Below are 20353 nucleotides of genomic sequence, written 5' to 3'. Positions count from 1 at the left end.
CAAGGAGCTTCAGCCGCATGAAAGTCGCCAACGGTCGCGTCGTCGCCCTCGATTACCGCCTCCACATGGGAGACGGGCAGATCATCGACCAGAGCGCCCCGAACCAGCCGCTCGCCTATCTGCACGGGCACAAGCAGATCGTCCCCGGACTGGAGGGCGCGCTGGAAGGCCTGGGAGTGGGGGACAGCAAGCAGGTGGTGGTGACCCCGGAGCAGGGCTACGGCATCCACAAGCCGGAGGGCGTGCGCAACGTCGCTCGCACCATGCTGCCCAGCACCTACCTGCCCCAGGTGGGCGGCACGCTGATGGCCCAGACGGAGGACGGCGACGTCCCCCTGCGCATCATCGCCGTGAACCCGGACCACGTCGTGGTGGACTTGAACCACCCGCTCGCCGGCAAGACGCTCCACTTCGACGTCACCGTGCGCGAAGTGCGTGACGCGACGCAGGAAGAGCTGGCGCACGGCCACGTCCACGGGCCGGGCGGCGCGCACGGGTAGCGGCTTTTCCAACCGGAGGGCACGGAGCGTTTCGTGACCTCGGGGGGCGTGCACTATCTTGCGCCCCCCATGGTTCCTCCCGTCCCGAACCCCAGCCAGCTCCGCGTCCCCGCGCCCGACCCCGGCGCCGTCCCCGAACGGCCCGGCGCCTCCGCGGCCATGGATCCGGAGCTGTACTGGCGGGAGCACGTCTACCAGGGCGGCGCGCGGCAGCTCACCGTGCGCGCCGTCATCGCCGGGATGCTCATTGGCGCGGTGATGTGTCTGTCCAACCTCTACGTCATCCTCAAGACGGGCTGGAGCCTGGGCGTCACCATCACCGCGTGCATCCTGGCCTTCGCGGTGTTCGGCACGCTGCGCTCGCTGAAGCTGCTGCGCAACGAGTTCACCGACCTGGAGAACAACGCCATGGGCTCCGTGGCGTCCGCCGCGGGCTACATGACGGGCGGCGGCAACATGGCGGCGGTGCCCGCGCTGCTGATGCTCACCGGCACGCTGCCGTCGTCCGGCTGGCTGATGGTGTGGTTCGCCGTCATCTCCGCGCTGGGCGTCTTCGCCGCCATCCCCATCAAGCGCCAGCTCATCAACATCGAAGCGCTCCCGTTCCCCACGGGCACGGCCACCGCGGAGACCATCCGCGCGCTGCACGGCCACGGCGAGGTGGCCCGCCGCAAGTCGCGCCTGCTGGGCCTGGCGGGGCTGGTGGGCGCGCTGCTGGTGCTGGTGCGCGACGCGCGCTTCACCTGGCTGAAGAACCTGCCGGAGAAGGTGAGCCTGCCGTTCAGCATCCTCGGACGCGAGGCGGGCAAGTGGTCCCTGTCGTTCGACTTCAGCCTGCTGCTCATCGGCGCGGGCGCGCTGGTGAACTTCCGCACCGGCTGGTCCATGTTGCTGGGCGCCATCCTCAACTACGGCTTCCTCGCGCCGGCCATGGTCGCCCAGGGCGTCATCCCGGAGGTGACGTACAAGGCCATCAACAGCTGGTCGCTGTGGACGGGCTCCGCGGTGCTGGTGTCGTCCGGCCTGCTCTCGTTCGCGTTCCAGTGGAAGAGCGTGGTGCGCTCGTTCTCCGCGCTGGGCGGGCTGGTGGGGATGAAGCCCAAGGAGGGCGCTCGCGAGGATCCGCTGGCGGACATCGAGTGCCCCCCGGCGTGGTTCCCCCTGGGCTTCGGGCTCCTGGGCCCGGTGGCCGTCTTCCTCATGGCCTACCTGTTCCAGATTCCCTGGTGGGCCGGTGTGCTCGCGCTCCCCCTGGCGGTGGTGATGGGCGTCATCGCGTCGCGCGTGACGGGCGAGACGGACACCACGCCCACCAAGGCCCTGGGCCCCGTCACCCAGCTCATCTTCGGCGGCCTGGCGCCGGGCAACATCCCCGCCAACGTGATGAGCGCCAACGCCACGGGCGGCGTGGGGCTGCACTCGGCGGACCTGCTCACGGACCTGAAGTCCGGGTGGCTGTTGGGGGCTTCGCCGCGTCAGCAGTTCTTCGCGCAGCTGTTCGGCGTGGCCGCGGGCGCCATGGTGGTGGTGCCCATCTTCAAGCTGCTGGTGCCCACCGCGGACGTGCTGGGCACGGAGCAGTTCCCCGCGCCCGCGTCCATGGTGTGGGCCGGCGTGTCGAAGATGCTCGCCTCGGGCGTGTCCGCGCTGCACCCCACCGCGCGCGTGGGCGCCCTGTGCGGCGCGCTGCTGGGCATCACGCTGGTGCTGCTGGAGCGCTGGGCCCACCCGAAGGTGAAGGCCTTCCTCCCCAGCGCGTCCGGCCTGGGGCTGGCCATCGTCATCCCCGGCTCCAGCTCCATCAGCCTCTTCGTGGGCGCGGCGCTGGCGGCGTTCCTCCGGCGCACGAAGCCGAAGCTCGCGGAGGACGCGGTGCTGCCCGTCAGCTCCGGCTTCATCGCGGGCGAAAGCCTTTTGGGCATCGCCATCGCGATGGTGAAGGCCTTCGGCTTCATGCCGAAGTAGGGGGCCTGCTCAGTCCACCTTGCTGGTGGCCCAGGACACGCCCGCGACGAAGCGGAAGGTGGGCGTGTCGAACCCCGCGCCCACGCCCGGGCCGCCCATCACATACAGGTCCAGGCTGGACAGGGCATGGCGGCGGATGGCGATGAGCAGCTCCGCCCCCACCCGGCCTCCGTTCAGCGGGATGCCCGTGAGCACGCTCACCTCGCCGCGCGTCAGCTCGCCGTGGAGCGACGTCACCGTGGCGCCCAATCGCAGCTCATTGCCAGCGATGTCTTTCGGGTCGTAGGACACGGGACCCAGGTCCTGGCGCTTGCGCAGGAAGATGCCGGCCTCGCCGCCCACCTGGAAGCCCTCGCCCACGTAGCCCAACTGCAGACGCGGCTGCCACGCGTAGTCTTCGTGCGCCTGCGCCGCGCGGCTGCCCACCGGCAGTCCCGCGGTGAACCCCACCGAGAGGTTGATGGGGGCGCCCTTCGTCTGGCGGAGCACCGCGGCCCGGGCCGTCAGCCACGGCGTGGCGATGCCCCCGGAGTTCGGCCCGTAGTACTCCAACGTGGGCTTTCCCCCCTGCGTCAGGACGAGGGGCAGCTCACCGCCCACCTCCAGCCACGACAGCACGCCGAAGCCCACCGTCAGGTGGGCGGTCATCTTGTTCTCCACCAGGCCCGTGCCCTCGCCGGGCTCCCAGCGCGTCTGGAAGTGCAGGGGCAGCTGCTCGTAGTGGTAGTTCAAAGCCACACGCAATTGCCCTGCCTCCAGCGTCCGTCCCGTCCCCACCACCAGCGAGCCCAGGGCCGCCGGGTCCAGGCGCAACCGTTGCAGGTCAAAAATGGGCAGCGGACTCTTGGGACCGCTTTCCAGGGCGTGGGCGGAAAAGGGGACGGACAGAAGGGCAGCGGCGAGGACCGAGGCCGGACGGAACACGTGACGACTCCCGAGGCGGAGGGACGCGGACTCTAGCCAGAGTCCCCTCGCCCGAAAATCATGCACGGGTGCCATCAATTGATGTTTGCCCCGCTCAAATATCGCCGCGTCAGGCAGTTCCAGCCGCCAGGTCCTGCAATTCCTGCCAACGCGTATAGAGCCGATCCACCTCGGCGGTGGTGGCTTCCAGGGCCTGATTCACTTCCGCGACCTTGGAGCCCTGGCTGTAGACGGCGGGGTCGGCCAGCTTCGCCTCCAGCTCCGCCTTGCGCTTCTCCGCGGCCTCGATGGTGGCCTCCATGCCGTCCAGCTCCCGCTGATCCTTGTAGGAGAGCTTCCCGAGCTTCTTCTGGGCGGGCTTCTGGGCGGGCTCCTCGCGGGCCTCGTCCTTCTTCGGCTCGTCCTTCTTCAGCGCGGCGGCCTTGAGCGCGGCGGCCCGCGACTGCTCGCGCAGCCGCTTGTACATGTCGTAGTTGCCCTCGTAGCGGGTGACCTTGCCCTCGCCGTCGAAGGAGAGGATGGCGGTGGCCACCTTGTCGAGGAAGTACCGGTCGTGCGTCACCAGCAGGGTGCTGCCGGCGAAGTCCAGGAGCAGGCGCTCCAGGATGTTGAGGGTGACGATGTCCAGGTCGTTGGTGGGCTCGTCCAGCACCAGCACGTTGGCGCCTTCCAGGAACAGCCGCGCCAGCAGCAGGCGGTTGCGCTCGCCGCCGGACAGCGCGCCCACCTTCATGCGCTGCATGGGCACCGGGAAGAGCAGGTCCTCCAGGTAGTCGCGCAGGGCCACCCTCCGGTCCGCCAGCTCCACGTGGTCCTCGCCGTTGGAGGCCGCGTCGTACACCGTCTGCTCCGGATCCAACTGGGCGCGCTGCTGATCGTAGTAGGCGACCTTGGTGTTCTTCCCGATGACGAGCTTGCCGCTGTCCGCGGGAATCTCCCCCAGCATCACGCGCAGGAAGGTCGTCTTGCCCACGCCGTTGGGCCCCAGGAAGCCCACGCGCTCGCCGCGCTGGAGGCGGAAGTCCACGCCGTCCAGCACCTTGCGCTCGCCGAAGGACTTCTTCAGCCCTTCCGCCTCGATGACGGTGTGGCCCAGCCGGGGCGCCGCCACCACCTTCAAGTCCGCCACTTTGGGGCGCTGGAAGCCCTTCTCCGCCAGCAGCTTCTGCGCCCGTTCGATGCGGGCCTTGCTCTTGGTGCGCCGCGCCTCCGGGCCCTTGCGCAGCCACGCCACCTCCTGGGCAATCCAGCGTCCGCGCTTGTGCTCCGCCGTCTCCGCGTTCTCCTGGGCCACGAGCTTCTGCTCCACGTAGGCCGCGTAGTTGCCGGGGTAGGAGATGAGGCCGCCGCCGGGCTGGATTTCGACGATGCGGTCCACCAGGTCGTCCAGGAAGTAGCGGTCGTGCGTGACGAGCAGCAGCGCCCCGGGCAGCTTGTCCAGCTCGTCCTCCAGCCAGTCCACGGTGTCCGCGTCCAGGTGGTTGGTGGGCTCGTCCAAGAGCAGCAGGTCCGGGCGCGTGAGCAGCGCGCGCGCGATGGCCACGCGCTTCTTCAGGCCTCCGGACAGCTGCGCCACGGGCCGGTCCCAGTCCTTCACGCCCAGGCGGTCCAGCAGCGTCTTCGCGTGGTGCTCCGTGTCCCAGCCGCCCGCCTGTTCAATCCGGTCGCTCAGCGCGGACAGCTGCTCCAGCATCTTCTGGGTGGCGTGCGCGGGGTCCGCCTCCAGCTTCCGGGACAGCTCCGCGTGCGCGTCCAGCGCCTCCTTCAGCGGCGCCTGGGACACGGCCAGCTCGCTCTGCACGGTGGCGCCTTCGGGGAACTCCGGCTCCTGGGGCAGGTAGGTGACGCGTGCGCCCCGGCGCAGCTGCAGCTCGCCCAGGTCCGGCTTCGCCGCGCCGGCCAATATCTTCATCAGGGACGACTTGCCGGAGCCGTTGACGCCCACGAGGCCCACGCGCTCGCCCTCCTCGATGGTGAAGGTGAGGCCCTCGAAGACGGTGCGGCTGCCGAAGGCGAGCTGGACGTTGGCGGCGCGAAGCAGCGTCACGGAAAGGAACCTTTCGAAAAGGGGGACGGTAGAAAGCGAAAGGGCGCCCCCCACTTGAAGCGGGGAGCGCCCTTCCTACAGCCAGTGCGGCGTGGGCACCCGGACTACTTGCGGGCAGCCTGCTCCGCGGCCTGCTTCTCCTTGTACTGCGCCATCAGGGCCTCCGCCTCGTTGCGGGGGACCGGCGAGTACCGGGCGAACTCCATCGTGAACTCGCCCTTGCCCTGGGTCGCGGAGCGCAGGTCGGTGGAGTAGCCGAACATCGTGTTCAGCGGCACTTCCGCCACGGCCGTGACGTAGCCCTCGGCGGTGCCCGTCTCCAGGATGGTGCCGCGGCGCTGGTTCAGCTGGCCGACGACGGAACCCTGGAAGTCTTCCGGAGCCGTGACTTCGACCTTCATGATCGGCTCGAGGATGATCGGCTTTGCGGCGGCGTAGCCCTCGCGGAAGCCCATGATGGCGGCCGTCTTGAACGCCATTTCGGACGAGTCCACCGCGTGGAACGCGCCGTCGTTGATGACCACGCGCAGGCCCACCACGGGGAAGCCGATGAGGCTGCCCTTCTTCACGGCCTCCGTGAAGCCCTTGTCGCACGCGGGGATGAACTCGCGCGGGATGGAGCCACCGACGATGTCGTCCACGAACTCGTACTGCTGCACGGCGTCCGAGGGCAGGGGCTCCACGTAGCCGCACACGCGCGCGAACTGACCGGAACCACCGGTCTGCTTCTTGTGCGTGTACGCGAACTCGCCCTTCTGGGAGATGGTCTCGCGGTACGCCACCTGGGGCTTGCCGGCGACCACTTCGCAGTCGTACTCGCGCTTCATGCGCTCGATGTAGATCTCCAGGTGCAGCTCGCCCATGCCGCTGATGATGGTCTGCGCGGACTCTTCGTCACGGTGCACGCGGAAGGTGGGGTCTTCCTTGTGGAAGCGGTTGAGCGCCTTGGAGAAGTTGGTCAGCTTGTCGCGGTTCTTCGGCGTCACCGCCAGGGAGATCACCGCGTCCGGCACGAACATGGACGTCATCGTGTAGTTCACGGTGCCGTCGGTGAACGTGTCGCCGGAGGCGCACTCGATGCCGAACAGCGCGACGATGTCGCCGGCCGTGGCCTCGCTCACGTCGTGCATTTCCGACGCGTGCATGCGGACGATGCGGGGAACCTTGACCTTCTTCTGGTTCACCTGGTTGAAGATGAAGTCACCCTTGCTCACCTTGCCCTGGTAGATGCGCATGTAGGTGAGCTGGCCGTAGCGGCCATCTTCCAGCTTGAACGCCAGGCCGACGAAGGGCTTGTTCGCGTCCGACTCCAGGATGACCTTGGCCTCGTTGTTCTTCTGGTCGAGGGCCTCGTTGGTCGCTTCCTTGGGGTTGGGCAGGTAGCTGCACACCGCGTTCAGGAGCAGCTGCACGCCCTTGTTCTTGTACGCGGAGCCGCACATCACCGGCGTCATCTTCAGCGCGATGGTGGCCCGGCGCACGGCGGCGCGGAGCTGCTCCTCGTTGATGGCGCCCGGGTCCATGAGGAACGCCTCGCCCAGCTCGTCGTCGACGTTGGCGATGCCCTCGATCATCTCGTCGCGGCGCAGCTTCGCCTCGTCGAGCATGTCCGCGGGGATGGCCTCCTCGCGCACGTTCTCGCCGTTCTCACCATCGAAGTAGAACGCCTTCATGGAGAGCAGGTCGATGAGGCCCTGGAAGCGGTCCTCCGCGCCGATGGGGTACTGGAGCTTCACCGCGTGGTGGCCCAGCTTCTCCTTCAGCTGCGCGGCGACGCGGTCGTAGTTCGCGCCCGAGCGGTCCATCTTGTTGATGAACGCGATGCGCGGAACCTTGTAGCGCTTCATCTGGCGGTCCACCGTGATGGACTGCGACTGCACGCCCGACACGGAGCAGAGCACCAGGATGGCACCGTCGAGGACGCGGAGCGCGCGCTCCACCTCGATGGTGAAGTCCACGTGTCCCGGGGTGTCGATCAGGTTGATGTTGTAGTCGCCCCACATCGCGTACGTGGCGGCGGACTGGATGGTGATGCCCTTCTCACGCTCCAGGTCCATCGAGTCCATGATCGCGCCCACGCCGTCCTTGCCGCGGACCTCGTGGATCTCGTGGATCTTGCCCGTGTAGAACAGGATGCGCTCGGAGAGCGTCGTCTTGCCCGAGTCGATGTGGGCAGAGATACCGATGTTACGAATCTTCTCGATGGGTACGTTGGAGGCCACGATCCGGTCCTTCTTCTATTGAAAAAATTGCCTGAGGGAACAGAGCAGGCGGGGCCCTTACTTCCCACAGGACCCAGTTACCAGACAAATCCGCATGACGCGGGGCGTACATCCGCCTACTTTCCGCCGTCCCTGTTCCGACTGAGGTCTCATAACAATGAGCGCGAGCGAAAACTTCTCCCTGGCACGGGCCTGGCTCCAGGCCTTCAACGCCCACGACGTCACCGCCCTGGTGGCGCTGTACGCGGAGGATGCAACACACACCTCGCCCAAGATTCGCGTCCTGCATCCGGAGACGGGCGGGCGCCTGGTGGGCCGGCCGGCCCTGGAGCAGTGGTGGAGGGACGCCATCGCCCGGCTGCCGGGCCTGCGCTACGAGGAGACGGCCCTCACGGCGGACGGGGACCGGGTGTTCATGGAGTACCTGCGCCACGCGCCCAACGAGGCCCCCCTGCCGGTGGCGGAGGTGCTGGAAGTGAAGGGCGGGCGCATCGTCGCGTCGCGCGTCTACCACGGCTAAGGTGCCCCCCATGGCGACCCCCAATTTCGAACGGGACTTCGGATACCTGCTGCCCTTCATGGACAAGGTGGCGGCGGCCGCCTCGGACCTGCCGGACGCCTCCGCCCGCGAGGAGCTGGTGCGGCTGGTGGCGGAGGAGAAGGTGCGCTGGGAGCGCATCCGGGAGCTGCTCCAGGGCGCCCAGGGGCAGAGCGGCGCGTCCAAGGGGCCCGCCCCCAAGGCTTCTGCCTCGAAGGCCCCATCGCCCGCCGCCGCGCCCCCGCTGGCCCGGGTGTCCGCGGACGGCGTGAACCGGGTAGCCCAGCGCGAGGCGGGCTTCACGGTGGGAAGCCTCAAGGACTCGCGCTAGGCGCGGGCCGCCGAGGCGGATCAGGTGCTGCTCACCCGCACCTGGTCCAACGCGTCGTAGGTGGCGGCCTTGTAGGCCTCCGACAGCGTCGGGTAGTTGAAGCAGGTCTCCACGAAGAGCTGAGCGGTGGAGCCGGTGAGCAGCGCGGTGAGCCCCACGTGCACCAGCTCCGAGGCCTGCTCGCCCAGCACGTGCACGCCCAGGAGCTTCAGGTCGTCGCGGTGGAAGAGCAGCTTCAAGAGGCCCTGCCGCTCCCCGATGATCTGCCCGCGCGGGTTGGTTTCGAAGGTGGCGCGGCCGACCACGTAGGGGACGCTGCGCGCGCGCAGGGACTCCTCCGTGTCGCCGGCCATGGACACCTCCGGGATGGTGTAGATGCCGTAGGGCAGGATGGGCGTGAGCGTGCGCTTGCCCGGGCCGAACGCGTGCTCCACCGCGATGCGCGCCTGCTCCATGGACGTGGAGGCCAGTGCGGGGAAGCCGATGACGTCCCCCACCGCGTAGATGTGCGGCACGGCCGTCTGGTACGCGAGCCCCACTTCAATCTGGCCGCGCTTGCCCTGCTTCACGCCCAGCGCCTCGATGCCCAGGCCCGCGGTGTTCGAGGTGCGGCCGGAGGCGACCAGCACCTGATCCGCCTCCAGCACCTCGCTGGTGGACAGCTTCAGGCGGATGGGCTCCTCGTGGGACTCCGGGACGTGCGCGGACTCCACCGTCTGGCCCAGGCGCAGCCGCACGCCCAGCGTCTCCATGCAGTCGCGCAGCACCTGCCCCACTTCGGCGTCCAGGAAGGACAGGAGCTCGTTCTTCACCTCCACCAGCGTCACCGGGATTCCCAGCGCGGCGAACATGCACGCGTACTCGCAGCCGATGACGCCGCCGCCCACCACCACCAGCGTGCGGGGCAGGGTGGTGATGTCGAGGATTTCATCCGAGTCGTGCACGCGCGGGTCGCCGAAAGGGTACAGCGGCGGGCGGTACGGGCTGGAGCCGGTGGCGATGAGGACGGTGCCGGCGGTGAGCCGGGCGACCTCCGCGCCGTCGCGCTTCACCGCGACGGTGTGCGCGTCCGCGAAGGAGCCGGCGCCCTGGAACAGCGTCACGCCGTGGCGCTGGAGGTTCTTGTGGATGCGCTCGCGCTCCATCTGCTTCACGCGGCGCTCGCGGAAGAGGAAGTCGGAGACGGTGGCCTCGTGGCGCAGCGTCGCGTCCACGCTGTAGAGGCCGCGCGCCTTGAAGCCGGACAGGTGCAGTGCCGTCTCGCGCAGCGTCTTGGAGGGGAGGGTGCCCGTGTTGGCCGCGGTGCCGCCGAGCACCGCCTCCCGCTCCACCACCGCCACCCGCTTCCCCGCGAGAGAGGCCTGCACCGCGCCCCATTCACCCGCGGGGCCTGATCCGATGACCACCAGGTCGAAGTCCGCCATGGGCCGCACCCTAACCCCACCCCGGGGGGCCAGGGCACCGGGAAGTCAGTCCCGGCCCGAGTAATTCAGCTTCTCGCGGACCTCCTCGTCAGTGAGGAGGCGGAAGCCGCCCTCGGGGATGTCATCCAGGGTGATGTCGCCCACGGCCTCCCGGTGAAGCGCGCGGGCGGGCAGCCCCACGGCGCCCAGCATGCGCTTCACCTGGTGGTGGCGGCCTTCGGTGAGGATCACCTCCACCGTGTGCTCGTCGCGCACGCGCACCACTGCGGGGCGAGCGGGGCCGTCATCCAGCATCATCCCCTGGCGCAGCGGCTCCACCTTCGCGTCGTCCGCGGTGCTGAACACCGTGGCCACGTAGCGCTTGGGCAGGTTCGTCTCCGGGGACGTGGCGTGGGCCACCAGCTTGTCGTCGTTGGTGAAGAGCAGCAGGCCCGTGGTGTCCACGTCCAGCCGGCCCACGGCGTGCCAGGTGAAGCGGTTCAGCTCCAGGGGCAGCTGGGGCAGGAGGAGCTCGAACACCGTGCCCGTGCGGTGCTGACGCGCGGTGGAGGTCAGCACCCCCGCGGGCTTGTGGAAGGCCAGCACGTGCGTGGGCGCTCCCTTGCGCACCGGGTGCCCGTCCACCTTGATGACGGCGTCAGGAGGCACGGGCGTCAGCGGCGTGGTCGCCACGCGGCCGTTGACGGTGACACGGCCCGCCTTGATGGCGGCGTCGGCCTCGTCCTGGGGCATGGCGCCCGCGCGGGCGAGTGCGCGGGAGAGCCAGTCCGGCTTCTCCTTGCCCTCCCAGCGGTTGGGGCGGGGCGGGGACTTGGGGGGCCGTTCGGGCTTGCGAGGCATGGGCGCGGCACTGTAGCCGCGCTTGAGGCGGCGGCGTGTCCTTCAGTTAGTGGCGGACCGGTTCGTCGGGGTCATCGCCCTCGGCGGAGCCCGGCGTGGGGCCCGGCTCGTCGCCGTCTGCCATGCGGTGGGACTCCTCCTCCAGCCCGCCGTCCTCCGCCGTCCCGGGCGTGCGGCCAGGTTCCTCGAAGACCTCTTCGTGGGCTGGCGCCTGACGGCCAGGGCCGGGCTCGGTGCCTCCCACGATCATCGACTCGTAGGGCATGTGGTTCACGCGGTGCTCCTTTCCGTGAGGGCTTCGGTCGTTCCAGGAAAGGTAGCGATGCGCGGGCATCCCGCCGCGAGGGGTGGGGTGTCCCCCTGCCTGCTCAGGGGTCGTCCCTGCCCGGGAAATGCTTGCGCACGGTATGCAGCGCGGCCAGCCAGAGCCGGGCCTCGTTGCGCGTGAGGCGGGAGCGGCGCAGGGGCGCGACCAGGTCCCGCACCGCCGTGCGCCCGGGCTTTTCGTCCACGAGGAAGCCGCCCGCGCCCAGGAGCGCCTCCAGCGTCGCCTCTACCCGGGCCAGCTCCGCGTCCGTGGCGGCCAGGGGCAGGGGACCCGGCGGCGGCGCGGTGTCCGCCAGGTGCGCCATGCGGACCTCGTAGGCGTAGAGCAGCACCGCCTGCGCCAGGTTGATGGAGGGCTGCTCCGGCGCGGTGGGCACCGCGGACAGGTCGTGGCAGCGCTCCACCTCCGCGTTGGTGAGGCCGCTTCTCTCATCCCCGAAGACGAGCGCCACCGGCCCCTGCTTCGCCCTCGCCACCAACTCCTCACCCACGGCCCGGGGCGACAGGCGGCGCTTGCCCTCCACCTTGCGGGAGCTGGTGCCCACCACCCAGACGCAGTCGGACACCGCCGCGTCCAGCGTGTCCGGCCGCTTCACCCCACCCAGCACGTCCTCCGCATGCACCGCGAGCCGGTGGGCGGGTCCCAGGTCCTCCACCTCCGGCGTCACCCAGGCCCAGTCGGACAGGCCGCAGTTCTTCAGGGCGCGAGCGGCGGCACCCAGGTTCTCCGCGTTGCGCGGGCGCATGAGGACGAATCGGACGGGCAGCACCATGGCCGCGCACCCTACCGCCCCATGCGCCATGCAGGGACCCCAGTTGACCGCCGGGCTTGTCCCGGCGGGCAGAGGCCCCATTGAGCGCCGGGCTTGTCCCGGCGGGCAGAGGCCCCATTGAGCGCCGGGCTTGTCCCGGCGGGCAGGGACCCCAGTTGACCGCCGAGGTGTCTCACCGCCAGTCTGCACCGCGAAATCCCGCGTCCCGCGCGTCCGGAGGCCACCCGCGAGTGTGGCTGCCTGGACACCCTGTGGGCCCGCGGACGCGCATGGGGGAGCGCCGGCACGTGGTCGCCGGGCCGCACTTCCCGTGTGCCTCCGAGAGCCCCACGCGCGGCACGCGGCATGAAATCGGTTCCGCCGCCACCTCCTGGAGGAAACATGTCCCCGCAGTCCGCTGTCCCGCCGAAGGCCGCGCGCGCTCCCCGTGCCCGCTGGCTCTTGCCGGCGTTGCTCGTGGGTGCGCTCGCCGCTGGCTGCAAGCAAGAGCCCGCGAAGACGCCGCCCGTCACCCCCGCGTCCACCGAGGCGCCCGCCGCCAGCGCGACGTCCCCGTCCACCCCCGCTCCGGTGCAGGCCGCGAAGCTCACGCCCGTCATCCACGAGCTGGCCAGCGAGAACGCCGTGCCCACGGGCGTGGTCATCGAGTTCGCGCTGCCGGTGCGCCCGCGCTACGAGAGCGTCGACGGCAGCATCGTCACGGTGTCTCCGGAGGTCGGGGGCAGCCTGCGGTGGACGGGCCCCTCGTCGCTGCTCTTCACTCCGTCCACGGGCTTCGCCGCCGGCACGACGTACACGGTGTCCGTGGACGCGGTGAGCACCGACGCGGGCATCATCAAGCCTTCGTCCGCGCGCGAGTGGCGCTACAACTTCACGACCTACGCCTTCAAGTTCGCCCAGATCTACCCCACGCGCATGGACCTGCTGAAGAACCGCGTGGAGGCGAACGTGGACTTCTCCGGCCCGGTGGACCTGGCCGCCGTGCGCTCCCGCACCAGCTTCCGCGTGGGTGACGCCGTCATCAGCGACGTGAAGTGGAGCACCCGCGCGGACACGCGCAACTCGCTGTCCGTGGCGCTCACCCACCCGAAGCTCAAGCCCGGTGCGACGGTGCAGTTCGCGCTGCGCGAGGGGCTGACGGCGGCGGGGGGCGTCTCCACCGTGCAGGCGCCCGCGGCCACGGGCACCCTCCTGCTGAACGGCGGCAAGCGCCTGGACATCACCTACGTGAGCCTCCAGGAGGGCTCCAACGGCCACTTCTACGAGGTGAGCTGCCGCGACGTGGCGGCGGACGCCCCGGCGAGCCCCACCGACGAGCAGTGGGACTCGTACTACTACAACGACGACAACAAGGGCTGCTCGCTGAGCGACGCGGTGGCCCAGGAAGCCATCCGCTTCAAGCCGAAGGTGAAGTTCACCGTGGCTCCGTCGCGGCGCGGCTTCCGCATCTTCGGTGACTTCAAGCGCGGCCCGCACACGCTCTCCATCGCGGAGGGAACGCTCTCCGTGGGCGGCGGCACGCTCATGGGCGCCTGGTCGCGCGGCTTCTCCGTGCCCGCGCGCCAGTCCCAGGTGCGCTTCAACGCCAACGGCCGCTACCTGCCGCGCAGCGCGTGGCGCAACCTGCCCCTGCAGCACCTCAACCTGGAAGAGGTGACGCTCACGGTGCGCAACATCCCGCCGGAGAACCTCGTCTTCTGGATGGGCAGCGACTACTCGGAGAGCGCCGACGAGCGGACGAGCAACGTGCTGGTGCGCAAGGCGGTGCCGCTCAAGTCCACGCCGGACGCGCTGCTGACCACGTACATCGACGTGGCGTCGCTGGTGCCCGCGAACACGCGCGGCCTGGTGGAGATCGTCGCCGAGCGCGGTGACTACAAGGCCGCCGCCCGCATCCTGCTCACCGACCTGAGCCTCGTGGCCAAGCGCGGCGGTCCCGCCGTGGGCTCCAAGGACTCCGGCGAGGTGTGGGTCTGGGCCCTGGGCCTGGAGAGCACGGAGCCCCTGGCCGGCGTGGAGGTGTCGCTGGTGAAGAAGAGCGGGCAGACCGTGGCCCGCTGCACCACGCAGGGCGAGGCGGGCTGCCAGCTGAAGGTCCCCGCGCCCGGTGTGGATGAGAGCGCCCCGTTCGCGCTGGTGGCGCGCAAGGGCGACGAGCTGACGTACCTCAAGTACGACGAGCTGAAGACGGAGATCGCCAACTCGGACGTGCAGGGCGAGCCGTATCGCGCCGAGCAGCCGTACCGCGCCTCCATCTGGTCCGACCGCGGCGTGTACCGCCCCGGTGACACCGCGCACGTGGCCGCGGTGCTGCGCGGCCAGGACAACCTGGCGCCGCCCGTGGGCATGCCGGTGGAGGTGCGCGTCATCGACCCGCGCGAGCGTGAAATCCGCAAGGTGACGCTGAAGACGAACGCGGCGGGGCTCGTGGCCTTCGACCAGGCCTTCGCGGCGTTCCAGGACACGGGCCACTACTGGGTGCGCCTCAAGGTGGCGGACCGCGACCTGGCCTCCTACGCGGTGAACGTGGAGGAGTTCGTCCCGGAGCGCATGAAGGTGACGGCCAGCACCACGGCGCCGGGCTACGTGCAGGGCACGGAGATTCCGGTGGGCGTGGAGGCCGCGTATCTCTTCGGAGGCTCCGCGGAGGGCAGCCCGGTGGAGATGACGTGCCGGCTGGAGTCCGTGGCCTTCAAGCCCAAGCAGAACGCCCAGTACACCTACGGCGTCTGGCGCCAGGACGGCAACCTGCCCCGGCCCGTCACGCTGGTGCAGGTGAAGGGCACGCTCGACGCCAAGGGGCATGCGCTTCTCAACTGCCCGGCGCAGGCGGCCTCCGGCCCCATGAAGGGCGCGGCGCGGCTGTCCGCGGTGGCCAGCGTCTTCGAGTCCGGCAGCGGCCGCTCCACCATCGGTGAGGCCACCGTGCCCGTGCATCCGGAGGCGTACTACCTGGGCCTCCAGGCCAACACGCAGAAGGTGAAGGCGGCCACGCCCTTCACGCTGACCGGCGTGGTGGTGGACTGGAACGGCCAGCCCTTCACCGACGGCAAGGCGCCGAAGACGGTGCAGCTGGAGTACCAGCTGCTCGAGGAGAACTACGGCTACTACTACGACGAGGAATCCGGCTACGAGCGCTACCAGCGCTACCTGCGCCCGCAGCGCGAGGGCGAGACGACGGTGAAGGTGGAGAACGGCCGCTTCACCGCCACGGTGCTGCCGGGCCGCGACGGCGCGGGCTACCTCGTGCGCGCTCGCGCGGGCAACACCCAGACGGACCTCGCCATCGAGGGTGAGGGCCGCTACTACTGGTGGGGCGAGGGCTCGCGCGTGGACCAGACGCCGCGGCCCCTGAAGCCCACGGCGCTGGATATCTCGCTGCCCGCCAAGGGCAAGGTGGGCGAGTCCCTCACCGTGAAGATGAAGGCGCCCTACCGGGGCCGCGTGCTCTTCACGGTGGAGACCGACCGCGTGCTCACCACCGCGTGGAAGCAGGTGGAGCCCGGCGAGGTGTCCTGGTCGTTCACGCCGTCCGAGTACGCGCCCAACGTGTACGTGAGCGCGTTCCTGGTGAAGGACCCGCACCTGGAATCCGCCCAGGCGTTCATGCCCGACCGCGCCTTCGGCGTGGGCAGCATCGCGCTGGAGCCGGTGGACTTCACCCAGGCCGTCGCGCTGACGGTGCCCAAGGAGGTCCGCAGCAACGACACGCTCACCGTGGACGTCTCGGTGGAAGGCGTGGAGGGCCCCACCTTCGCCACCGTGGCGGTGGTGGACGAGGGCATCCTGTCCCTCACGCGTTTCCAGAGCCCGGATCCGCTGAAGGAGATCTTCACGCGGCGCGCGCTGGGCATCCAGACCTACGAGACGGTGGGCTGGGCGCTCCTGGTTCCGCCGGGCGGCAACTCCAGCTCCACCGGTGGTGACGAGGGTGGCGCTGAAGGCCGCGTACAGCCGGTGAAGCCCGTGGCGCTGTGGAGCGGCGTCGTGGAGGTTCCCGCCAACGGCAAGCTGAAGGTGCCCTTCAAGCTGCCGCAGTACCGTGGCGCGGTGCGCGTGATGGTGGTGACGGCGGGGGCCAAGCGAATCGGCCGGGCCAGCGCGCAGGTGCTGGTGCGCGACCCGCTGGTGCTCCAGACGACGCTGCCGCGCTTCCTCACCCAGAACGACGAGATCCAAATCCCCGTCTTCGTCACCAACCTGTCCGGCAAGGCGCAGGACGTGAAGGTGTCGCTGTCCGCGGAGGCGCTGGCGGTGCCGGGGCTCGCGATGCCGGAGGGCGTGGGCTCGCCGCTGGAGCTCAAGGGCAAGAGCGAGGGCCGCGCGAAGCTGGAGGACGGCAAGTCCCGCACCTTCGTGTTCCAGGGCCGCGCGGTGCAGTCCGTGGGCGCGGCGCGGCTGGTGGTGACGGTGGAGGGTGGTGGCTACACGTCACGCGAGCAGCTGGACGTGCCGCTGTCTCCCGCCGGTCCCCGTGAGCGCAAGATTCAGCAGGTGGAACTCGCGGAGGGCACCACGGACCTGAAGGCGCTGCTCGCTGGCTGGGTGCCCACCACGGAGCGCACCAACGTCTGGGTGACGAACAATCCCTACGCGAAGTCGCTCCAGCACCTCTCGTACCTGGTGCGCTACCCGTACGGCTGCATCGAGCAGACGACGTCCTCCACCCGCCCGCTGCTGTTCGTGAGCCAGCTGGTGGAGCGTGTGGATCCGACGCTGGTCTCCACGGCGAAGGTGGAGGACATGGTCCAGTCGGGCATCAACCGGGTGCTGTCCATGCAGACGGCCTCGGGTGGCTTCGCGTACTGGCCGGGCCAGACGGAGCCGATGGCCTGGGGCACGGCCTACGCGACGCACATGCTGCTGGACGCGCGCAAGCTGAAGTACCCGGTGCCGGACGACCGCGTGGACAGCGCGCTCGCGTGGATGGGTGACGAGCTGACCCGGAAGGAGGGCCGCGTGGGGCAGGACGACCACTACGGCCAGCACTCGGAGGCGTACATGCACTACGTGCTCGCGGTGGCGGGCAAGGGGCGCAAGGCGCGGGCGCAGGCGATGGTGAGCGCGCTGGAGACGGCGGCGAAGAAGGCCGCGCTCGGCGGCGAAGAGCAGGAGGACCTGTACCTGCTCAAGGCCGCGCTGTGGCTGTCCGGCGACCGCCGCTACGAGAAGGAGCTGCGCAACCCGGACGTGTCCACCGTCACCGATGACCGTCGCAACAACTGGTCGTTCTACTCGGACCGGCGCCGTCGCGGGATGATGCTCAGCACCTTCCAGGACCTCTTCGGCGACGCGCCGGAAGGGGAGCCCCTGGCGCGCATGGTGGCGACGGCGCTGTCGTCCCGCACGTCCGCGTACTACTCCACGCAGGAGCTGGTCTGGGGCATCACCGGCCTGGGCAAGCGGCTGCAGGGCATCGCGACCAGCTTCTCGCCGCCCACGCTCACGGTGGCGGGCAAGACGGTGACGCCTGTCGCGGAGAAGGACTCGCGCGTGTCGGATCGCACGTGGTCCCTGGCCCGCGCCAGTGAGCGCGCCAGCGTGTCGCTGGACCTGAAGGAGAAGGGCAGCGGCAGCGTGTACCTCATCCTCAACAGCGAGGGCGTGCGCACCACGCCCGAGGTGAAGGTGGGGGGCGAGGGGCTGGCGCTCAAGCGCACCTGGCGCTCGCTGGACGGCACCGCGCTGGACATGAAGGCGCAGCCGGTGAAGCTGGCGGACCTCATCTACGTGGAGCTGGAGGTGACCAACACCCGGGGCGAGCGCGTGCAGAACATCGCGCTGGTGGACCGGCTGCCGGCGGGCTGGGAGATCGAAAACGCCCGCCTGGGGCGCGGCGGCAGCGTGGACTGGGTGGACGCGGATTCGCTCTGGGCCGCCGACTACGTGAACGTGCGCGATGACCGCATGGAGGCGTTCGGCGCGCTGCAGGCCCATGAGACGAAGAAGCTCGTCTACGCGGTGCGCGCGGTGACCGCGGGCAGCTTCACCCTGCCGTCCGCGGAGGCGGAGGCGATGTACGACTCCTCGCTCTGGGCCCGGGATGCCGCGGGCACGGTGCAGGTGTTGGGTCCCTGGAAGGACGACCTGCTCTAGGCCCCATGCGTCGCGTGCGTTTCAACGTGAGGAAGTGGGTAGGGGTGGCGCTGGCGGGGCTCGTGCTGTTGGGCACGGGCCTCGTGGCGGCCTGGTGGGTGCCGCTGCCGGACCGGTTGGCGGCGCCCCCCTCGGTGGTGATGGCATACCGGGACGGGTCGCCCGCGTACGTCTTCCTCGCCCCGGACGAGCGGTGGCGCATCCCCGCGCCGAAGGACCGCATCGACCGGGCCTATGTCCGCGCCCTCCTGGCGCTGGAGGACAAGCGGTTCTTCCAGCACCCGGGCGTGGATCCGCTCGCGGCCCTGCGCGCCCTCGGTCTCAACCTGAGCCGGGGGCGGCGGGTGTCGGGAGCCTCCACGTTGACGATGCAGTTGGTGCGCGTGCTGGAGCCCCGTCCCCGCACGTTCACTTCGAAGGTGATTGAGTCGTTCCGCGCCGCCCAGTTGGAGGCGCGGTTGTCCAAGCAGGAGGTGCTGGAGGCGTATCTCCAGTTCGTGCCCTACGGGCGCAACGTGGAGGGCGTGGAGGCGGCGGCGCTCGCGTACTTCGGGCACACCGCCCAACACCTGAGCCCGGCGGAGATCGCCACGCTGCTGGCGGTGCCGCAGAACCCGAACCGGCGCTTCCCGTCGCCGGAGAACCAGGACCGGCTGCGCTCGGCCCGGGACGACATCGCCCGGAGGCTCCTGGAGTCCGGAGGGCTGGCCGTGGAGGGCGTCGCGTCCGACACGGTGCTGGCGGAGGTGCGGGCGACGACGGTGCCGGACGTGCTCACGCCGTTTCCGAGGGAAGCGCCGCACGCGGCGGTGTGGCTCAAGGCGAAGCGGCCCGGGGAGACGTGGCTGGCGACGACGCTGGACGCGGGCACGCAGCGCTTCGTGGAGCGCACGCTGGGCGAAGCGGCCCGGCGGTTGGACCGACAGGGTATCCACAACGGCGCGGCGGTGGTGGCGGACCGGGAGACGGGCGAGGTGCGCGCGCTGGTGGGGAACTTCAACTTCTTCGATGCCCAGCACGGCGGACAGATCATCGGCTTCGCCACGCCGCGCTCGCCGGGGTCCGCGCTCAAGCCGCTGCTCTATGCGCTCGGGATTGATCAGGGCCTGGTGGGACCGGAGACGCTGGTGCCGGACATCCCCATGGCTTACGGCGGCTACCAGCCGCGCAACTTCGACGGTCGGTTCCTGGGGCTGGTGCGGATGGAGTCCGCGCTGTCCCAGTCGCTCAACCTGCCGTTCGTGAGGCTTCTGGAACGGATAGGAGTCGAGGGCTTCCTGGGTTCACTGCGGCAGGCGGGAGTCACCAGCCTGGATCCACGGCCGGGGCACTACGGCCTGTCCGCGGCGGTGGGCGGATTGGAGCTGACGCCGCTGGAGTTGACGGGCGTGTACCTGGCGCTGGCGGGGGACGGGCAGGTGCGTCCGCTGCGGGTGCTGGCGCAGGACACGGCGCCGAAGAAGGCCCAGGCGTTGGTGTCGCCGGGAGCGTCGTGGCTGACGCGACAGGCGTTGGCGTTGAGGGATCGGCCGGACTTTCCGGAGCGGCGGCGGCTCACGGGACTGCCGGCGCGGGTGCACTGGAAGACGGGCACGAGCTTCGGCAACCGGGATGCGTGGGCGGCGGGCTCCGGTCCGAAGCACACGGCGGTGGTGTGGCTGGGCAACTTCGACCACGCGTCGAGCGTGCACCTGGTGGGAGCGGAGAACGCGGCCCCGCTGCTGTTCGACATCCTGGAGGGCATTGGCCCGCGAGGCACGGCGGTGCAGGAGGAGGACGCCGCGCCGCCGAAGGACCTGGTGAGCGTGGAGGTCTGCGCGTATTCGGGGCACCTGCCCACGGACGCGTGCACGCAGCGCAAGCGGGTGGACGCGGTGCGCACGGCGGTGCCGACGACACCGTGTCCGTACCACCACCGCGTGGAGGTGGACGTGACGACGGGGCTGGCGGTGGGGCCTGGGTGCCGGGACGGGCGCAAGACGGAGTCGCGCGTGTACCTGACCTGGCCGTCCAGCCTGCGGCGGTGGCTCGCGGAGCAGCAGCGTCAGTTGCCTGAGCCGCCGCCCCTGGCACCCGGCTGCGTCGCGGGAGGCGAGCGAGACACGCCGACCATCCTCTCGCCGCCGGAAGGGACGGTGGCGCTGCTCATCCCGGGCATGAACACGGAGGAGCAGAAGATCCCCCTGGAGGCGGAGGCCGCGCACGACCGGGAGCTGACGTGGTTCGTGGACGGCGCCGTCCTGGGAACGGCGAAGGCCGCGGAGCGCCTGTGGTGGAAGCCGAGCGTGGGTACGCACGACATCCTCGTCACCGACGACCGCGGCCTCACCGCTCGCCGCACCTTGGTGGTGCGCGAGCGGCAGTAG

13 protein-coding genes are annotated in these 20353 nt (G+C 70.1%); 6 read left to right on the top strand and 7 right to left on the bottom strand.

Annotated features, from left to right (window positions below; genetic code table 11):
• Positions 1–17 precede the first annotated feature (17 nt).
• Both GTZ93_RS24770 and GTZ93_RS24765 read left to right on the top strand, forming a co-directional pair.
• Positions 18–500 (top strand): FKBP-type peptidyl-prolyl cis-trans isomerase, encoded by a 483-nt coding sequence (locus tag GTZ93_RS24770; protein WP_120580640.1) that lies wholly within the window; start codon positions 18–20, stop codon positions 498–500.
• 69 nt (positions 501–569) lie between these two features.
• Positions 570–2465, top strand: coding sequence for an OPT family oligopeptide transporter (locus GTZ93_RS24765; protein WP_120599073.1), 1896 nt, complete (start codon positions 570–572; stop codon positions 2463–2465).
• 9 nt (positions 2466–2474) lie between these two features.
• Here GTZ93_RS24765 and GTZ93_RS24760 read toward each other — a convergent pair whose 3' ends face one another.
• The 3 genes from GTZ93_RS24760 to fusA all read right to left on the bottom strand — a co-directional run bounded on the left by GTZ93_RS24760 (position 2475) and on the right by fusA (position 7658).
• Positions 2475–3278 carry a flagellar motor protein MotB gene (locus GTZ93_RS24760; RefSeq protein WP_257979143.1) on the bottom strand — a complete coding sequence of 268 codons (804 nt, stop codon included), beginning with the start codon at positions 3276–3278 and terminating at the stop codon, positions 2475–2477.
• A 220-nt stretch (positions 3279–3498) separates the two neighbouring features.
• Positions 3499–5436, bottom strand: coding sequence for an ABC-F family ATP-binding cassette domain-containing protein (locus GTZ93_RS24755; protein WP_139917904.1), 1938 nt, complete (start codon positions 5434–5436; stop codon positions 3499–3501).
• Positions 5437–5540: 104 nt separating this feature from the next.
• The gene (gene fusA / locus GTZ93_RS24750; protein ID WP_139917902.1) at positions 5541–7658 is read right to left on the bottom strand and encodes an elongation factor G; all 2118 of its coding nucleotides are present in this window, start codon (positions 7656–7658) and stop codon (positions 5541–5543) included.
• A gap of 157 nt (positions 7659–7815) precedes the next feature.
• On the opposite strand from fusA, the gene GTZ93_RS24745 reads away from it, so the two are divergent.
• Positions 7816–8178: a nuclear transport factor 2 family protein gene (locus tag GTZ93_RS24745; RefSeq protein ID WP_139917900.1), complete on the top strand. Its 363-nt coding sequence runs from the start codon at positions 7816–7818 to the stop codon at positions 8176–8178.
• A 10-nt stretch (positions 8179–8188) separates the two neighbouring features.
• Positions 8189–8527 carry a hypothetical protein gene (locus GTZ93_RS24740; RefSeq protein ID WP_139917898.1) on the top strand — a complete coding sequence of 113 codons (339 nt, stop codon included), beginning with the start codon at positions 8189–8191 and terminating at the stop codon, positions 8525–8527.
• Between the two features lie 20 nt (positions 8528–8547).
• Here the strand turns inward: GTZ93_RS24740 and sthA are convergent, their stop codons facing one another.
• The 4 genes from sthA to GTZ93_RS24720 all read right to left on the bottom strand — a co-directional run bounded on the left by sthA (position 8548) and on the right by GTZ93_RS24720 (position 11891).
• On the bottom strand, positions 8548–9951 hold the full coding sequence (sthA, locus tag GTZ93_RS24735) for a Si-specific NAD(P)(+) transhydrogenase (protein ID WP_139917896.1): 1404 nt from the start codon (positions 9949–9951) through the stop codon (positions 8548–8550).
• Between the two features lie 45 nt (positions 9952–9996).
• Positions 9997–10791 (bottom strand): pseudouridine synthase, encoded by a 795-nt coding sequence (locus tag GTZ93_RS24730; protein WP_126934915.1) that lies wholly within the window; start codon positions 10789–10791, stop codon positions 9997–9999.
• A 46-nt stretch (positions 10792–10837) separates the two neighbouring features.
• Positions 10838–11065, bottom strand: a complete 228-nt coding sequence (locus GTZ93_RS24725; RefSeq protein WP_014398446.1) for a hypothetical protein — start codon at positions 11063–11065, stop codon at positions 10838–10840.
• Positions 11066–11159: 94 nt separating this feature from the next.
• The gene (locus tag GTZ93_RS24720) at positions 11160–11891 is read right to left on the bottom strand and encodes an RNA methyltransferase (RefSeq protein WP_120600374.1); all 732 of its coding nucleotides are present in this window, start codon (positions 11889–11891) and stop codon (positions 11160–11162) included.
• Positions 11892–12272: 381 nt separating this feature from the next.
• On the opposite strand from GTZ93_RS24720, the gene GTZ93_RS24715 reads away from it, so the two are divergent.
• Together GTZ93_RS24715 and pbpC are read left to right on the top strand one after the other, a co-directional pair.
• Complete coding sequence (locus GTZ93_RS24715) at positions 12273–17987, top strand: Ig-like domain-containing alpha-2-macroglobulin family protein (RefSeq protein WP_139919365.1); 5715 nt, start codon at positions 12273–12275, stop codon at positions 17985–17987.
• Positions 17988–17992: 5 nt separating this feature from the next.
• Positions 17993–20353, top strand: coding sequence for a penicillin-binding protein 1C (gene pbpC / locus GTZ93_RS24710; RefSeq protein ID WP_139919366.1), 2361 nt, complete (start codon positions 17993–17995; stop codon positions 20351–20353).

Origin of the sequence: Corallococcus exiguus (assembly GCF_009909105.1) — a bacterium.
GTDB classification, from domain to species: Bacteria; Myxococcota; Myxococcia; order Myxococcales; family Myxococcaceae; genus Corallococcus; species Corallococcus exiguus.
The sequence above is the reverse complement of the archived record's forward strand: the minus strand, read 5'-3'. Positions and strand labels throughout refer to the sequence as shown.

Excerpts from the sequence above, each read along its gene's own strand:
- GTZ93_RS24745 (WP_139917900.1), top strand. The coding sequence starts at position 7,816 with ATGAGCGCGAGCGAAAACTTCTCCCTGGCACGGGCCTGGCTCCAGGCC.
- GTZ93_RS24765 (WP_120599073.1), top strand. The coding sequence starts at position 570 with ATGGTTCCTCCCGTCCCGAACCCCAGCCAGCTCCGCGTCCCCGCGCCC.
- pbpC (WP_139919366.1), top strand. The coding sequence starts at position 17,993 with ATGCGTCGCGTGCGTTTCAACGTGAGGAAGTGGGTAGGGGTGGCGCTG.
- GTZ93_RS24740 (WP_139917898.1), top strand. The coding sequence starts at position 8,189 with ATGGCGACCCCCAATTTCGAACGGGACTTCGGATACCTGCTGCCCTTC.
- sthA (WP_139917896.1), bottom strand. The coding sequence starts at position 9,951 with ATGGCGGACTTCGACCTGGTGGTCATCGGATCAGGCCCCGCGGGTGAA.
- GTZ93_RS24770 (WP_120580640.1), top strand. The coding sequence starts at position 18 with ATGAAAGTCGCCAACGGTCGCGTCGTCGCCCTCGATTACCGCCTCCAC.
- GTZ93_RS24715 (WP_139919365.1), top strand. The coding sequence starts at position 12,273 with ATGTCCCCGCAGTCCGCTGTCCCGCCGAAGGCCGCGCGCGCTCCCCGT.
- GTZ93_RS24720 (WP_120600374.1), bottom strand. The coding sequence starts at position 11,891 with ATGGTGCTGCCCGTCCGATTCGTCCTCATGCGCCCGCGCAACGCGGAG.
- GTZ93_RS24730 (WP_126934915.1), bottom strand. The coding sequence starts at position 10,791 with ATGCCTCGCAAGCCCGAACGGCCCCCCAAGTCCCCGCCCCGCCCCAAC.